Annotated in this window: 15 protein-coding genes and 2 pseudogenes; 10 read left to right on the top strand and 7 right to left on the bottom strand. The window is 72.3% G+C overall.

All coding sequences use genetic code 11. The features are described 5' to 3' along the window. Nucleotides 1-4: 4 nt before the first annotated feature. Nucleotides 5-514, top strand: a complete 510-nt coding sequence (locus AB0G14_RS17975; protein ID WP_357698616.1) for an NUDIX domain-containing protein — start codon at nt 5-7, stop codon at nt 512-514. A gap of 85 nt (nt 515-599) precedes the next feature. Here the strand turns inward: AB0G14_RS17975 and AB0G14_RS17970 are convergent, their stop codons facing one another. Both AB0G14_RS17970 and AB0G14_RS17965 read right to left on the bottom strand, forming a co-directional pair. Further along, entirely contained in the window at nt 600-1,250 is a 651-nt protein-coding gene (locus tag AB0G14_RS17970) for a LysE family translocator (RefSeq protein ID WP_357698613.1), read from the bottom strand. 38 nt (nt 1,251-1,288) lie between these two features. Beyond that, nucleotides 1,289-2,278, bottom strand: a complete 990-nt coding sequence (locus tag AB0G14_RS17965) for an NAD(P)/FAD-dependent oxidoreductase (RefSeq protein ID WP_357698611.1) — start codon at nt 2,276-2,278, stop codon at nt 1,289-1,291. 217 nt (nt 2,279-2,495) lie between these two features. Here AB0G14_RS17965 and AB0G14_RS17960 point away from each other — a divergent pair, with 217 nt between their 5' ends. Together AB0G14_RS17960 and AB0G14_RS17955 are read left to right on the top strand one after the other, a co-directional pair. Next, complete coding sequence (locus AB0G14_RS17960) at nt 2,496-3,026, top strand: GNAT family protein (protein ID WP_357698608.1); 531 nt, start codon at nt 2,496-2,498, stop codon at nt 3,024-3,026. A gap of 127 nt (nt 3,027-3,153) precedes the next feature. Next, a complete protein-coding gene (locus tag AB0G14_RS17955) occupies nt 3,154-3,600 on the top strand; it encodes a DUF1992 domain-containing protein (RefSeq protein WP_357698763.1) in 447 nt (148 codons plus the stop codon). Between the two features lie 6 nt (nt 3,601-3,606). Here AB0G14_RS17955 and AB0G14_RS17950 read toward each other — a convergent pair whose 3' ends face one another. Continuing rightward, nucleotides 3,607-4,173, bottom strand: coding sequence for a maleylpyruvate isomerase N-terminal domain-containing protein (locus AB0G14_RS17950; protein WP_357698761.1), 567 nt, complete (start codon nt 4,171-4,173; stop codon nt 3,607-3,609). A gap of 337 nt (nt 4,174-4,510) precedes the next feature. Between AB0G14_RS17950 and AB0G14_RS17945 the strand changes: the two genes are divergently transcribed. Both AB0G14_RS17945 and AB0G14_RS17940 read left to right on the top strand, forming a co-directional pair. Beyond that, nucleotides 4,511-5,341: a nitroreductase/quinone reductase family protein gene (locus tag AB0G14_RS17945; protein ID WP_357698606.1), complete on the top strand. Its 831-nt coding sequence runs from the start codon at nt 4,511-4,513 to the stop codon at nt 5,339-5,341. Nucleotides 5,342-5,505: 164 nt separating this feature from the next. Continuing rightward, the gene (locus AB0G14_RS17940) at nt 5,506-5,970 is read left to right on the top strand and encodes a DUF6194 family protein (protein ID WP_357698603.1); all 465 of its coding nucleotides are present in this window, start codon (nt 5,506-5,508) and stop codon (nt 5,968-5,970) included. 606 nt (nt 5,971-6,576) lie between these two features. Here the strand turns inward: AB0G14_RS17940 and AB0G14_RS17935 are convergent. After that, the gene (locus AB0G14_RS17935) at nt 6,577-7,749 is read right to left on the bottom strand and encodes an erythromycin esterase family protein (protein WP_357698601.1); all 1,173 of its coding nucleotides are present in this window, start codon (nt 7,747-7,749) and stop codon (nt 6,577-6,579) included. Between the two features lie 28 nt (nt 7,750-7,777). Here AB0G14_RS17935 and AB0G14_RS17930 point away from each other — a divergent pair, with 28 nt between their 5' ends. Genes AB0G14_RS17930 through AB0G14_RS17915 form a run of 4 tightly spaced genes read left to right on the top strand, consistent with a single transcriptional unit; the run spans nt 7,778 to nt 11,005 of the window. Next, a complete protein-coding gene (locus AB0G14_RS17930; RefSeq protein ID WP_357698599.1) occupies nt 7,778-8,614 on the top strand; it encodes a TioE family transcriptional regulator in 837 nt (278 codons plus the stop codon). Further along, complete coding sequence (locus tag AB0G14_RS17925) at nt 8,611-9,396, top strand: dihydrofolate reductase family protein (RefSeq protein ID WP_357698597.1); 786 nt, start codon at nt 8,611-8,613, stop codon at nt 9,394-9,396. The genes AB0G14_RS17930 and AB0G14_RS17925 overlap by 4 nt, the downstream gene beginning before the upstream one ends. Before the next feature lie 53 nt (nt 9,397-9,449). Continuing rightward, nucleotides 9,450-9,773 carry a YciI family protein gene (locus AB0G14_RS17920; protein WP_357698594.1) on the top strand — a complete coding sequence of 108 codons (324 nt, stop codon included), beginning with the start codon at nt 9,450-9,452 and terminating at the stop codon, nt 9,771-9,773. Then, the gene (locus AB0G14_RS17915) at nt 9,770-11,005 is read left to right on the top strand and encodes an RNA polymerase sigma factor (RefSeq protein WP_357698591.1); all 1,236 of its coding nucleotides are present in this window, start codon (nt 9,770-9,772) and stop codon (nt 11,003-11,005) included. The genes AB0G14_RS17920 and AB0G14_RS17915 overlap by 4 nt, the downstream gene beginning before the upstream one ends. 226 nt (nt 11,006-11,231) lie before the next feature. Here the strand turns inward: AB0G14_RS17915 and AB0G14_RS17910 are convergent, their stop codons facing one another. After that, nucleotides 11,232-11,645: a site-specific integrase gene (locus tag AB0G14_RS17910; RefSeq protein ID WP_357698589.1), complete on the bottom strand. Its 414-nt coding sequence runs from the start codon at nt 11,643-11,645 to the stop codon at nt 11,232-11,234. Nucleotides 11,646-11,657: 12 nt separating this feature from the next. On the opposite strand from AB0G14_RS17910, the pseudogene AB0G14_RS17905 reads away from it, so the two are divergent. Continuing rightward, nucleotides 11,658-11,801 (top strand): annotated as a pseudogene (locus AB0G14_RS17905) (IS256 family transposase); the annotation flags it as partial. Between the two features lie 56 nt (nt 11,802-11,857). On the opposite strand, the pseudogene AB0G14_RS17900 reads toward AB0G14_RS17905, so the two are convergent. Both AB0G14_RS17900 and AB0G14_RS17895 read right to left on the bottom strand, forming a co-directional pair. Next, nucleotides 11,858-11,992 (bottom strand): annotated as a pseudogene (locus AB0G14_RS17900) (IS5/IS1182 family transposase); the annotation flags it as partial. A 46-nt stretch (nt 11,993-12,038) separates the two neighbouring features. Further along, nucleotides 12,039-12,986 (bottom strand): hypothetical protein, encoded by a 948-nt coding sequence (locus AB0G14_RS17895; RefSeq protein ID WP_357698587.1) that lies wholly within the window; start codon nt 12,984-12,986, stop codon nt 12,039-12,041. Between the last annotated feature and the right edge of the window lie 154 nt (nt 12,987-13,140).

The raw sequence follows: 13,140 nt of genomic DNA, 5'->3' as shown, positions 1-13,140 counted from the left end.
CGGTGTGGCAGTCTCCCCGTATGTTGCGAAGCTGCGCGCCCACGTCGGCACGGACCTGCTCCTGCTGCCCGGCGTCAGCGCGGTCGTCCGCGACGACGCCGGTCGGGTGCTGCTGGCCCGCCGCGCCGACAACGGCCGCTGGTCCCTGCCCGCCGGCCTCATCGACCCCGGCGAGCAGCCCGCCGACACCCTCCTGCGGGAGGTGTACGAGGAGACCGGCGTGCACGTACGCATCGACCGGGTCGGCGGCGTCGCCACACACCCGGTCGTCTACCCCAACGGCGACGCCTGCGAGTACCTGAACGTGTGGTTCCGGTGCCACGCGGTGGGCGGCGAACCGCGGGTCAACGACGACGAGTCCCTCGAGGTGGGCTGGTTCGACCCGGCCGACCTGCCTGAGCTCGACGACTGGGCGCGGCTGCGCATCGACACCACCCTGCGCGAGGACGCTCCCACCTGGCACGCCCCACCCGGCGAGCGGCACCCGGCACTCGACCAGCCCGACGCGCTCTGAACGGGCCGTCAGCGCCCCGGCTACCTGCCCAGCGCGTCGGCGGTGGGCACGGCACGTCGGGCGGCGGCGACGTCGGGGTGCGGCGTCAGGGCATGGCGACGGCGGCGCGGGACCGGTCGGCGGCGATCCGCACCGCCAGCGCCGCCAGGACCGTGCCCGTCAGCAGCCGCTGCACCCGCAGCCAGAGCGGCCGGCGGGCGAAGAACCCGGCGAGCGCGCCCGCGGTGAGCACGATCAGCGCGTTCACCGTGAGCGCCACCGCGATCTGGGTCAGCCCCAGCACCAGGCTCTGCGCCGCGACGTGACCCCGGGCCGGGTCGATGAACTGCGGCAGCAGCGACACGTACAGGATCGCGATCTTCGGGTTGAGCAGGTTGGTGACCAGGCCCATGGTGAACAGCCGCCGGGCCGGGTCGGGCGGCAGCGGCGCCGGCGTGAACGGCGACTGCCCGCCGGGGCGCAGCGCCTGCCAGGCCAGCCACAGCAGGTACGCCGCCCCGGCCAGCTTGACCGCCGTGTAGAGGGCGGGCACCAGCACGAACACCGTGGCGATGCCGGCGACCGCGGCGACCAGGTAGACGCCGAAGCCGGCGGCGACGCCGAGCAGCGAGACCAGCCCGGCCCGTCGGCCCTGGGTCACCGACCGGGAGACCAGGTAGACCATGTTCGGGCCGGGGGTCAGCACCAGCCCCAGGGCCACCAGCGCGACACCCACGAGCGCACCCGTACCGACCATGTCGCCCCCCGTCCCGTCCCACTCGGCTGCCGCCGACCCTACGCCCGGACCTCCGCCGGCCGGCGTCCGGCATCGGGCACCCGGCGGGCCGCGACGGCCGCGCGGGTCTCCTCGGCGACCAGGTCGGCGTTGATCGCCGCGCCGGCCGCCAGACCGGCGGACACGGAGGTGACCACCTGGGCGCGCGGGTCCGTGACGTTGCCGGCCACCCACACGCCGGGTACCGCGGTCGCCCCCGTCGGGTCGGACGGGACGGCGCTGCCGATCACCTGGCCGCCCATCTCCTGCTCCACCGCCGCGAGGCCGAGCGACGCCAGCACGTCGGCGCGGGCGTGGAAGCGGGGAGCCACCACCACCGCCCCGCACGGCAGCACCTCGCCGCCGGCCAGCCGCACGCCGGTGAGCGCGTCACCGGCGACCTCGAGCGCGGCGACGGGACCGTCGACCACCCGTACGCCGCGGGCCGCGAGCTGCTCGTCCTCCTCGGCGGTGAACGCGTGCGGGGTGTGCCGCACGACCGTCACGTCGGCGCTCCAGTGCCGCCACAGCAGCGCCTGGTGCGCGGCCAGCGGGCCGGTGGCCAGCACCACCAGCGGCTCGTCGCGCGCCTCCCACCCGTGGCAGTACGGGCAGTGCAGCACGTCGTGGCCCCACCGTTCGGCCAGCCCCGGCACGTCGGGCAGCTCGTCGACCAGGCCGGTGGTCACCAGCAGCCGCCGGGCGTCGACCGTGCGGCCGTCGGCGAGGGCCACGCGGAAGCCGCCGCCGTCGCGCGGTGCCGCCGAGCGGACGGCGCCGTGGACGAACTCCCCGCCGTATCCGGCCACCTCGGCCCGGCCGGCCGTCAGCAGCTCGCCCGGTGGCGTGCCCTCGCGGGTCAGGTAGTTGTGCACGTGCCCGGCCGGCGCGTTGCGCGGCTCGCCCGCGTCCACGACCAGCACCGAGCGGCGGGCCCGGGTCAGGGCCAGCGCCCCGCTCAGCCCGGCCGCGCCGCCGCCCACGACCACCACGTCGTACGTCTCACGCACGGAACTCTCCCTCCGTCGTCGGCGGGTCCCACGCCCGCCGCCGACGCGACTGTCCGCCGGGAGCGACGAAGGCGGCAAACATCGTTGCTGGAACGGCAAACTCGGGGTACGGCCGGGCCGAGCCCGCCGCCCGACATCGGCGGCGCGACCGGCCGGCAGCGCGTGGGGATGCCCGACCGCGCCCCACGGCGGCGGCCGCAACGGGGAGACTGGGCCGATGTTGCGCGCACCGGCCACCCCGACCCTGCCGGAACTGTCGTTGCGGCCCTGGCGCGACGACGACGCCGACGCCCTGGTGGCGGCGTACCGGGACCCGGTGCTGCTCCGCTGGACCCGGGCGCCGGTGACCACGACCACCGAGGCGCGCCGCTTCGTGGCCGCGGCCCGACGCGACTGGGACGACGGCTGCCGGTTCAGCTTCGCCGTGGTCGAGCCGCACCCCGCCGGCGAGACCCTGGTCGCCCAGGTGGTGCTCAAGAACGTCGCCGCGGGGCGCGGGGACGCCGAGGTCGGCTACTGGACGGCCGCGCCCGCCCGGGGCCGGGGCATCGCCCCGCACGCCCTGGACGCGGTCACCGGCTGGGCGTTCGCCCGGTTCGCCGGCCTGCGGCGGCTGGACCTGATGCACCAGGTCGACAACCCGGCGTCCTGCCGCGTCGCCGAGAAGGCCGGCTACCGCTTCCAGGAGGTGCTGGCGGCCCGCCCGCCGTTTCCCCGCGACGGCCACCGGCACGCCCGCTGGGCCTGACCGCCGGGAATGCCCGGCACCGCCACCGCGCTGTTCCTTCCGGCGGCCCCGACAGCGGGGGCCGCGTTACCGTGGGCCGGGGAGGTGTCGGCGGGCGGACAGCTGGGAAGCGACGGTCGAGGCGCGGATCCGCGCGGCCCAGGAGCAGGGCGAGTTCGACAACCTGCCCGGCGCGGGCAAGCCGATCCCGGGCCGCGGCGAGCCGTACGACGAGTCGTGGTGGATCAAGAGCTTCCTGGAACGGGAGAAGCTCCCGACCGACCTGCTGCTGCCGACCCCGCTGCAACTGCGCCGCCGCGTCGAGCAGGTGCCCGACGAGGTGCGCGACCTGCCCACCGAGGAGTCGGTGCGCGCCTTCGTCGCCGACCTGAACGCCCAGATCATCGCCTGGCTGCGCATGCCCACCGGCCCGCGGGTCACCGTGCGGCCCGTCAACACCGACGACGTCGTACGCCGCTGGCAAGCCGAGCGACACCTCGCCGCCGCGCCGGCACCGCCGCCCGCGCCGCCCGCCCCGCCGCGCGCCAGGCCCCGTCGGGCCTGGCGCCCGCCCTGGCGCCGCCGGGCGGCGTAGCCCGCGTCACGCCACCGCGGCCTGCCACGACCACGAAGTGCGCCGCGGCCGGCCGGGCAGCTCACCGCGGCCGGTCAGCCACCGCAGCACCTGCGGCGCCGGCCCGGCGGGGGCGTCCGGGAAGAGCCGACGCACGACGCCGGCGCTGAGCCGCTCCGGCGGCTGCCACGGCACGCCGAGACCACGGGCGATGTCGTCGGTGTGCAGCAGCGTCTCCGCCACCCCCATCGCGGCGAAGCCCGCCGGGTCGCACGGGCCGAAGTGCCAGGCTCGCGTCTGCGGCGCGGCGGCGTCGACCGCCAGCCGCAGCAGCCCACCGCAGGCGGCGACGACCCGCAGCACCTCCGTCGGCCCGGCGGCGGGGGAGACGACCAGGTCGAACGGCAGGTATGCCGCATCGGGTCGCCCGGTGACCTGACCGGCGTACGCCAGCAGGTCGTGCGCCACGTGCGCGGCGGTGGTCCAGCAACTCCACTCCAACCCGCCGGCGGGCACGCTCCAGTCCCGTCCGGTGTGCGGGCCGAGGACGGCGCTCATCTCGGTCACCGCGCGGTCCACGTCGGCACCGGTCAGTTCGATCATTCCCCGACCGTGCCAGCACCCCACGCACCGCGCAACCGAACATCGTTGCCCTCGGCCGTCGCGGGCCGCTAGGGTCGGACCCGTGACTGCCGGGTCGGCCATGGGCCACGAGCGGACAGGGCACCCGGCCATCCGGTGAGCCGGGGGCGGGCCCGCGGCCCGCCGATGCGCCACATCTTCCGGTGTCGACGTCGCGTCCACCGCCTCGCGCGCCCTTCCCACCGTCCACGCCGGCCGTACGCCGGCGCGACTCCACCTTCGCCGCCACCGGTCGCCGGACGGGCGATCCACTGTGGCCACACTCCTCCTGCCCAGCAGAAAGCAGCGCATGCCCAACGACTTCAACCAGCAGATCATCGACGAGTTCCGCGCCAACGCCGGCCGCGTCGGCGGCCCCTTCGAGGGCGCCCGGCTCATCCTGCTCACCACCACCGGGGCCCGCTCCGGAGCCCCGCACACCACCCCCGTCGGCTACCTGCCCGACTCGGACCGCATCCTGGTCATCGCCTCCGCCGGGGGCGGCCCGAAGCACCCGGACTGGTACCACAACCTGCGCGCCGACCCGCTCGCCACCGTGGAGGACGGCGTCTTCACCTACCAGGCGCGCGCGGAGGTGCTGACCGGGGACGAACGCGACGCGGTCTTCGCCCGGGCCGTGGAGGCCGACCCGGGCTGGGCCGCGTACCAGGCGAAGACGTCGCGGGTGATACCGGTGCTGGCGTTGCACCAGGTGGCGGGCGGGCCGCCGAACGCGCCGTCCTGGGGCGCGGCGCTCAAACTGGTCCACGACGCGTTCCGGCGGGAACTCGCGCTGATCCGCGACGAGGTCGACCGCTCCGGTGCGGGCCTGGGCGCGCAGCTGCGGGTGAACTGCCTGACTGTCTGCCAGGGCCTGCACCACCACCACACCAACGAGGACGAGGGCATGTTCACCGCCCTCGACGGGCAGCGCCCCGACCTCGCCGCGACCCTGGCGCGGCTGCGCGAGGAACACCAACGGATCGCGGCGCTCGTCGCACGCCTCCAGCGGGTCGTCGGCGCTCCCGACGCCGACCCGGCCGAGGTCCGCCGGGAGGTCGCGCGGCTCACCACCGAACTCGAGGCCCATCTGGCGTACGAGGAGGAGCAGCTCATCCCCGTCCTCGACGCGACCGGCTAGCGGCCGCCCGTGGTGGCGCGCCCCCGGCGGCCTCGCCCGCCGCCGGGGGCGCGCGGTCGCTCAGACGCACGGCGGGGTTGCGCCCCGAGTTGAGGGTTCAGCGTTACAAATATGGACAAATAGTGCGCATGCCTCAATAAGCATTTCAATGAAAAACTTGAGGCATGGACATCGACGAAATGAAGGGCTACATCTGCCGGACCTTCGCCGGGGTGACCGCACCCGAGGCGAACGGGGACACCTTCTTCCTCTACGACCCGCAACGGGACCTGCCGGCCGAGCGGCAGTTGCCGTTCGCGACGATCGTGACCGGCGACCACTACGACACCGCCTCCGCGTTGAGCCGGCCGGGCTTCTGGCGGCTCAACATCGGGTTGACCCGGTCCGGGTACGCGGCCCTGTTCGGGGCCCCGTCGACGCGGGGCGAGCACGGAGAGACGGACGCGCGCGTCGGCCACGCGGCGACGGACGTCGTGCTGCCGCATCCGGTCTACGCGGCGCAGCACTGGGTGTGCGTGGTGAACCCCGGCGAGGCGACCCTGGGCACGGTGTCCACGCTGCTGGCCGACGCGTACGACTTCGCGGTCCGCAAGCACGCCAACCACCGGGCCCGCCGCACCCCGTCCTGACCGGACCGGGCCGGCCGGCGCGTTCCGCCTCGGGGTGTCGCACCGCGGGTTGGCCTCGGCGGGTCTGCCGTAGGGGCAGGCCCGCCGAGGGCGAGGAGACACCGCACGTGCCGCGCAACACGAAACCATCGAGACCTACCTCGACGGTTTCCGGAAGAACGACCACGCGGCCGGCGACATCGGGAACCGACACGCCGGGCCGGCATGACGCCGGCTAACGCAACAGCCCACGCTCATCGACGAGACGAGTCGGATTCCCCGTGAAGACGTCCACCGTCGTCGGCCCGGTCCGGCTGCCCGTCCCGCGACGACTCCCGCGGCTCGAATCCGCGCGCCTCGTCCATCAACACCTCGTGGACGGCGGGGCACCTGAGCGTCGGCAGAACGAAACCCACCGGCGCCGCGTTCCGACGCGCCGCCGCTGGCCCACCCCGGGACCGCTTGGTCCACGATGTCCGCACCCACTGCGCCGTAACATCCACAAACCGATCATGGCAGGCGCCGGGCTGGTCGCCGATGGCGGCAACGTCGGGCTGACCCCGGTGAACCGTCGAGGCGGTCCCGGACGCCCGGTCGCCACCTGGACCGTCGACGACCTGTCGATGCTCACGCCACCGGCCACCACGTTCGCCCCGCGGGGGCGTCCTTGACGAACACGATCCCGTCAATGCTTGCCAGGTGGGCCGGGTCGAGCGGGGAGTAGCCGAACCAGGGGGACACGCGGGGAGCGGGCGTCACGTCGTCGAGGGCGACGGCCAGCCGGCGGGCGTCGACGACGTGTCGGTCCTCCGGGAGCGCGTACAGGAGCCCTTCGATGGTGTCCGGGGGTGGGGTGTCCACGCCGCGGTGGCGGATCGTGCCGAGGGCCGTGGCCAGGAAGGCGTACCCGTCGCCCAGTCGGGTGCTGACGATCGCCCCGGCGCTCCACCATTCCACCGGCAGGCCGCCCATCTGCATCCTGCTCTTGTCCCGCTGCAGATGCCCGTTGTGGGCGTGCACCAGCGCCGGACCGCGCTCGGCGATGGCGAGCAGGTTGGCGGCCATCATCGAAGCCCGCGCGCCCAGCAGCCGCGCCATACGACTCGGTGACGTGTCGGCCATCCAGAAGTGGTACCTCAGCAGCCCGGTGGCGGTACGCCCGTACATGCGTGCCCGGTCCCAGTCGTCCGGCGCGGACGCCGCGATCAGGTGTGGCGCCTGCGCGTCGAGCAGGGCTACCAGGTCGTCGGCGAGCAGCCGCAGCTGTTTGGCCTCGGGCGTCTGCCCCACGGACTGGGACGGGTCCATCATCGCGGCGGGATTGGTCCACCGGTCGTCGGCGCCGATCAGGCTGTCGAGCGTCTCCGGGGTGCAGGGAAGCAGGTCGGCGTCAACCCGGGCGGTGAGGTAGGCGTGGAGTGCGGTGAGGGCCTGCCGGGGGCTCGCGGCGCCGGTGATCTCCAGCGGGCCGTCGAGACCGGCGAAGCGCAGCCGCTCGGACGCGGACCGTCCGTCGTTGTACGCGCGCATCCAGCTCACCAGCTCGCGGTTGGCTGCGGACGCGCCGAACCTGTGGCTGAAGCCGCGCTCCATGGCCTCGTCGAGGGTGCCCGTGCCCGAGGTGACGTACTCGTCCACCACCAGGCCCATCAGACAGTCGCTCTCGATAGCGATCGTCCGGTAGCCCTCTCGCTCGACGAGTTGCCGGAAGAGCTCGTTTCGCACGTCGAGCAGAACGTCCTCGCCGTGGGTGGGCTCGCCCAAGGCGAGCAGTCGGGGCCGAGCCGGAAGCAGCCCCATGACAGAGGCAGCGTCAACGACATGAGCGATGTCTTTGATACCGGTGGTCATACCCTCAACGGTATCGTTGAACCAACGGTTGAAAGTTATCCTCGACATCGGCAGGACAGTGAGGGAAAACCTTCAAAACGGCAGACAGCTCAGGCCGGTCGACCTGGCGCGCCGGCACGGTCTGTCCACACAGGCGATCAGGAACTACGAGGCGGCCGGCATCCTTCCGGACGCCGAACGCACCCCGCACGGCTACCGCACCTACACTCCGCTGCACGCGCACGCCCTGAGCGCGTTCCTCGCCCTGGTCGCCGGGCACGGCCACCAGACGGCCGCAGCGATCATGCAGGCGATCAACCGCGACGCGACCGAGGACGCGCTGCGGCTCATCGACGAGAGTCACGCCCAGCTTCTCGACGACCGTCGCACCCTCCAGGCCGTCGAAGCCGCGCTCTGCGACCTCAGTCCCGTACCGCAGGAACGCGGCGACACGTTCGTCGGCCCCCTGGCGAGGCGGCTCGGCATACGCCCAGCCACCCTGCGCAAGTGGGAACGCGCCGGCTTGATGCAACCGCGCCGCGACCCGCAGACGGGCTACCGGGTCTACAGCGCGGCCGACGTGCGCGACGCCCTACTCATCCACCAGCTCAGACGAGGCGGCTACCTGCTGGAGCAGATCGCCCCGCTGATCGTCCAAGTGCGCTCCGCCGGAGGCGTCGCACCCCTTGAATCGATGCTGCGCGACTGGCATGCCCGCCTCTCGGCCCGTAGCCGCGCCATGCTCACCGGTGCCGCAGAGCTGGACGCCTACCTCGGCTGCCGACCGGACCCCGCCCGGAGACAGGCCGAGCTCGTCCGCACTGGGCGCGCTTGAGGAAGTGGAGCGCGGTCGCCGCGAAACTGTCGTGCTGTCGGATCGCTGACGACCAGCGTCCCGGAACGTTCTGCAAAAGAATCCGGGTGGCGGTGTCGGATCGGGGCGGTGGTGTTCGTAGCAGGGGTGAGGCCGCCCGCAAGGGGCGGCGCCGAGGTAGAGGAACCGCGATCATGAAGCTGACGACCATGACCCAGGTCACCCTCGATGGAGTGATGCAGGGAAACGGCGCCGCGTCGGATGACCGCAGGAACGGATTCGAGCGCGGCGGATGGGCCCGGGGGGCGGGTGACGACGAGACCAGGACGTTCATCACGCAGACCTACCAGCGCGCCGAGGCGTTCCTGTTCGGCCGGCGCACCTACGAGTTGTTCGCCGGCTCCTGGGGATCAGTCGACCAGATGCGCGCACATCCCATCGGCGTGGCCTTGAACGAGGCCCCCAAGTACGTTGCCTCGACCACGCTCACCGCGCCGCGTTGGGAGGACACGACCGTTCTCCGCGGTGACCTCGCGGCGGCCATCAGTGAGCTGAAGGCCAAGCCCGGGGGTGAGCTGCAGGTGCACGGCAGTGGCGTCCTGACCCGGTGGCTGCTGGAGAACGATCTGGTCGACGAGATGACTCTGATCGTGATCCCGGTGATCCTCGGCCAGGGCGCGAGACTGTTCCCGGAGACCGGCCCGGATCTTGCGCTCGACCTGGTCGAGTCGCGGGTCGACTCGAAGGGCGTGACGATCCAGGTCTACCGGCCGGTCGGGCGCCCGCGGTATGCAACGGCCTGAAGTCCCGGACCACCGAACCACGCTTTCTCGACACCACAGGAGATGATCTTCAGATGCGGTACCTGGTTTCCGTGATCGATGACAAGAGCAATCCCGGCAGCACGGACAGACAGCCTGCCATCAGCGCATTCAACGAACGACTGATCGCCGAGGGCTACTGGGTTTTCGCGGGCGGACTCGCGGACAGCGACGCGGCCACGGTCATCGACAACCGGGGCGAGCAGGCGGTGTTCAGCGACGGGCCTTTCGTGGAGTCGAAGGAGTACCTCGCCGGCGTCTGGGTGTGGGAGGCCCCGGATCTGGATGTGGCGCTCAAGCTCGCCGCCGAGGCGTCGAAGGTCTGCGATCGGAAGATCGAGGTGCGGCCGTTCCGGTGAGCGACGTCGGGGAGGCGATCACCCGGGCCCACCACGACGAGTGGGCCCTGGTGGTCGCCGCCCTGACCAGGCGCTTCGGTGACCTCGACATCGCCGAGGAGGCAGCGGCCGAGGCGTTCACGACCGCCGTGGAGCGGTGGCCGGCCGACGGCGTGCCGCCCAACCCCGGCGCCTGGCTGACCACCACCGCCGTTCGCAAGGCCATCGACCGGATCCGGCGCGAGAACAAGCGCGACGACAAGCACAAGGAGGCTCAGATGGTGTACGACAACACCCCACCCGAGCCTCTCGGCGCCATCGACGACGACCGGCTGCGGCTGATCTTCACCTGCTGTCACCCGGCGCTGGCGATGGAAGCCCGCCTGGCGTTGACGCTGCGCATGGTCGGCGGTCTGACCGTTCCCGAGATCGCCCGTGCCTTCCTGGTGGCCGAGAGTGCCATGGCGCAGCGGATCACCCGCGCGAAGGCAAAGATCAAGGCGGCGCGCATCCCCTATCGGGTGCCCTCCGCCGAGGATCTCCCGGCCCGCGTCTCCGGCGTGCTCGCCGTCCTCTTTCTCGTCTTCAACGAGGGCTACCTGGCGACCGGCTCCGACACCGATCCGGTACGGCACGACCTGACCGCCGAGGCGATCCGGCTCACTCGCCTGATCCGTGCCCTCCTTCCGGACGACGGCGAGGTGGCCGGGCTGCTGGCGCTGATGCTCCTCTCCGAGGCCCGCCGCACCGCCCGGGTCTCGGCCAGCGGTGAACTGGTCGCGCTCGGCGAGCAGGACCGTGGCGCCTGGGACAAGGCGCTGATCGCCGAGGGCCATCGGCTGGTGCGTGAACGCCTCGCCGCTGCCGCTGCCGGGGTGGCTCCGGGTCGCTACCAGATCCTCGCCGCGATCAACGCCGTGCACACCTCCGCCCGCGACATCCGCGACACCGACTGGTCACAGGTCCTCGCCCTCTACGACCAGCTCGTCCGCCTCGACCCCTCCCCGATCATCACCCTCAACCGCGCCATCGCGGTCGCCGAGCTCGACGGCCCGGACGTGGCACTCGCGGCCGTCGACCGCCTTGAGCACAGGTTGGCCGGATATCACGCCTACCACGCCACCCGCGCCGACCTGCTGCGCCGGCTGGGCCGCGGCCAGGAGTCGCGCGCGGCCTACGACAAGGCCATCGAGCTGGCAGGCAACACCGCCGAAACCGCCTACCTGACCCGCCGCCGCGGCCAACTGCGGTAGCGCCCACGGATCCCGTTCGAAACCCCGCTCGCAGCGGCGGTCGATGGTGTCGTCGAGGCCGGCCGGTAGCCGTCGCTGGTGTCCACGGTGAGGGCCGCCCGTAGTTCCCAAACAAAACAACGCTAAGCAGTTGATCTAGGCCCGCACCTGGGCGATTGGCTCAAGGCGGCGGGCTGCCGTGGAGCTGCTTCGCCGTTTTCCGTGTTCCAATAGGTGGGATGCGAGGTCAGCGCCGGTGTCGGCGGTGGTGCTCGTCGTTCTTGGCGGTGATGCGGGCGGAGGTCTCCTCGCCGAGCCGGACGTAGATGCCGAGCGTGGCGAGGTGCCGGTGGCGGGACTTGGCCTGTAGTTCGGCGGCGCTGCGGCCCTTGGCGGCGAGGTGGGTCAGGCCGCTGTGGCGTAGCTGGTGGAGGGTGTATCCGGTGCCGTGTGGGTCGTGGAGCTTGGATGCCTGTTTGAACAGGTACTCGGCGCGAGGGTAGGACAGTCGGCCGCGGCCGGAGTCCGGGCAGATGTCGCCCAGGGCCGGGGCGCGGCGCCCGGCGGCGGGAGCGCGCCGGTCGGCGAGGAACACCGGCCCGGTGGTGCGCCCGGCCAGCAGCCGGGGCAGGAGCCGGACGGTGGGGGATTCCCAGTGCACGTAGGCGCGGTCGCCGCCCTCAAGTGTGTCTACCTCGCGGTGATGAGCCTGGACCCGACCGGGCAGGGCCGTCGGCGATGGACCATGCGCTGGAAACCCGCCCTGAACGCCTTCGAGATGGCCTTCGAAGGACGCCTGTCCGCAGGCCGAAAGTAACCCTCAACAACCCGGGTTACACCGTTCGTTTGACAGACCCGGGCGGCCGGTTTCGCGCGTAGCCAGATGAGGATGTCGGCGATCTGCACGGTGGTCCGGTAGCGGCAGGCGAGCTTGTCGTACCTGGTGGCCACGGCGCGGAACTGCTTGCGCCGGTTCATCAGCCGTTCGATGGTGTTGCGCTGCCGGTAACTGCGGGCGGAAGGTGGGTGGACGGCCACCAGTTGCCCTACTTGGTCAGCACACGCGGGCGAACCAGGTCCGGTCGTCGATGGTGCGCCGCAGGAAGCCGTTGTCGAGGATGGCGTGCTCGTTCCGCCAGTGCGTTGACGGGGCCAGCAGCCCGGCGCGCCGTCCCGACGCGGCATCGACCAGTGCGACGGCGACGAGTTCGTTGTCCCGTACGACATCTAGCGCCACGGTGCTGTCACGCGTGAACATCGCACCGCCCAACTGCAGATCCTCGTCGTCGAGCAGCTCGATGCCGCTGGCGACCCACCGGTAGGTAACCTCCGGCGCCTGCCATGCGAACGCGGTGATGGTCCCATCGTTGTCGAGCGCAAACAGCTCATGCTCGCTGAGCCCGATGCCGTTGACGCATTCGCCGGGGATGTGCCGCGCGTACACCTGGCCGGCGTCCGCACCGTGCACCCGCAGCCGGCTGTCGCGGACCTCGGCGACGGCGAGGACCTGCGGATCGTCACCAACGTTCGCGGCGAAGCCCACCGCCGACGAGGCGTGCGTAACCTCGGCACCCTCACCCCATCCGGCCAACGGGTCCACGTCCAGATGCAGGGGCCCGCTGGTATCAAGCCGGTCGAGCGTGACCGCATCGTGCAGGTGCAGTCGGGCCGGCTCACCCGCCACGCCGAGCAGCAGGTGTGCACCGCTGGCGGTGTAGGCGAGCCAGTCGCAGGCCTCGACGGGGACGGCGCGCTCCCGTTCACCATGGCGCCACACCTCGAGTTCCCAATGTTCGGACAGCACCGCGATCGACGTTCCGCTGGGATGGACCGTGAGGTGGCGCGGCGGCGGCATGGGTTGCGACACGACCTCGGTCAATTCGCGGGCCAGGTCCTGCACGGTCAACACGCCACCGGCTAGTGTGGCGACGTGCCGTCCCAGCGGATCGGTCGCCACAAAAACACCCGGCGCTGAGCCCGCCTCAACGATCACTCCGTCCATCTCGCCAAGATATCCATGCCAAGCGCTTTCGTCAGCCATGAACAGCCAGTACGCCCGACGTGACTGATCAGGTGGTCGTTCCGGTTGCGGGTAGCCAGGGACGGCCGGTGGCGAGTTCGGTGAGGGCGTGCATGATGTTGCGGCCGTGCGCGGC

The organism is Micromonospora sp. NPDC023814 (genome assembly GCF_040639595.1).
In the GTDB taxonomy this organism is placed as follows: domain Bacteria; phylum Actinomycetota; class Actinomycetes; order Mycobacteriales; family Micromonosporaceae; genus Micromonospora.
Note: the sequence above shows the minus strand (reverse complement) of the source record. Positions and strands in the feature narration are given on the sequence as shown.

Excerpts from the sequence above, each read along its gene's own strand:
- AB0G14_RS17930 (WP_357698599.1), top strand. The coding sequence starts at position 7,778 with ATGTCTTTGATACCGGTGGTCATACCCTCAACGGTATCGTTGAACCAA.
- AB0G14_RS17940 (WP_357698603.1), top strand. The coding sequence starts at position 5,506 with ATGGACATCGACGAAATGAAGGGCTACATCTGCCGGACCTTCGCCGGG.
- AB0G14_RS17920 (WP_357698594.1), top strand. The coding sequence starts at position 9,450 with ATGCGGTACCTGGTTTCCGTGATCGATGACAAGAGCAATCCCGGCAGC.
- AB0G14_RS17970 (WP_357698613.1), bottom strand. The coding sequence starts at position 1,250 with ATGGTCGGTACGGGTGCGCTCGTGGGTGTCGCGCTGGTGGCCCTGGGG.
- AB0G14_RS17945 (WP_357698606.1), top strand. The coding sequence starts at position 4,511 with ATGCCCAACGACTTCAACCAGCAGATCATCGACGAGTTCCGCGCCAAC.
- AB0G14_RS17935 (WP_357698601.1), bottom strand. The coding sequence starts at position 7,749 with ATGGGGCTGCTTCCGGCTCGGCCCCGACTGCTCGCCTTGGGCGAGCCC.
- AB0G14_RS17960 (WP_357698608.1), top strand. The coding sequence starts at position 2,496 with ATGTTGCGCGCACCGGCCACCCCGACCCTGCCGGAACTGTCGTTGCGG.
- AB0G14_RS17895 (WP_357698587.1), bottom strand. The coding sequence starts at position 12,986 with ATGGACGGAGTGATCGTTGAGGCGGGCTCAGCGCCGGGTGTTTTTGTG.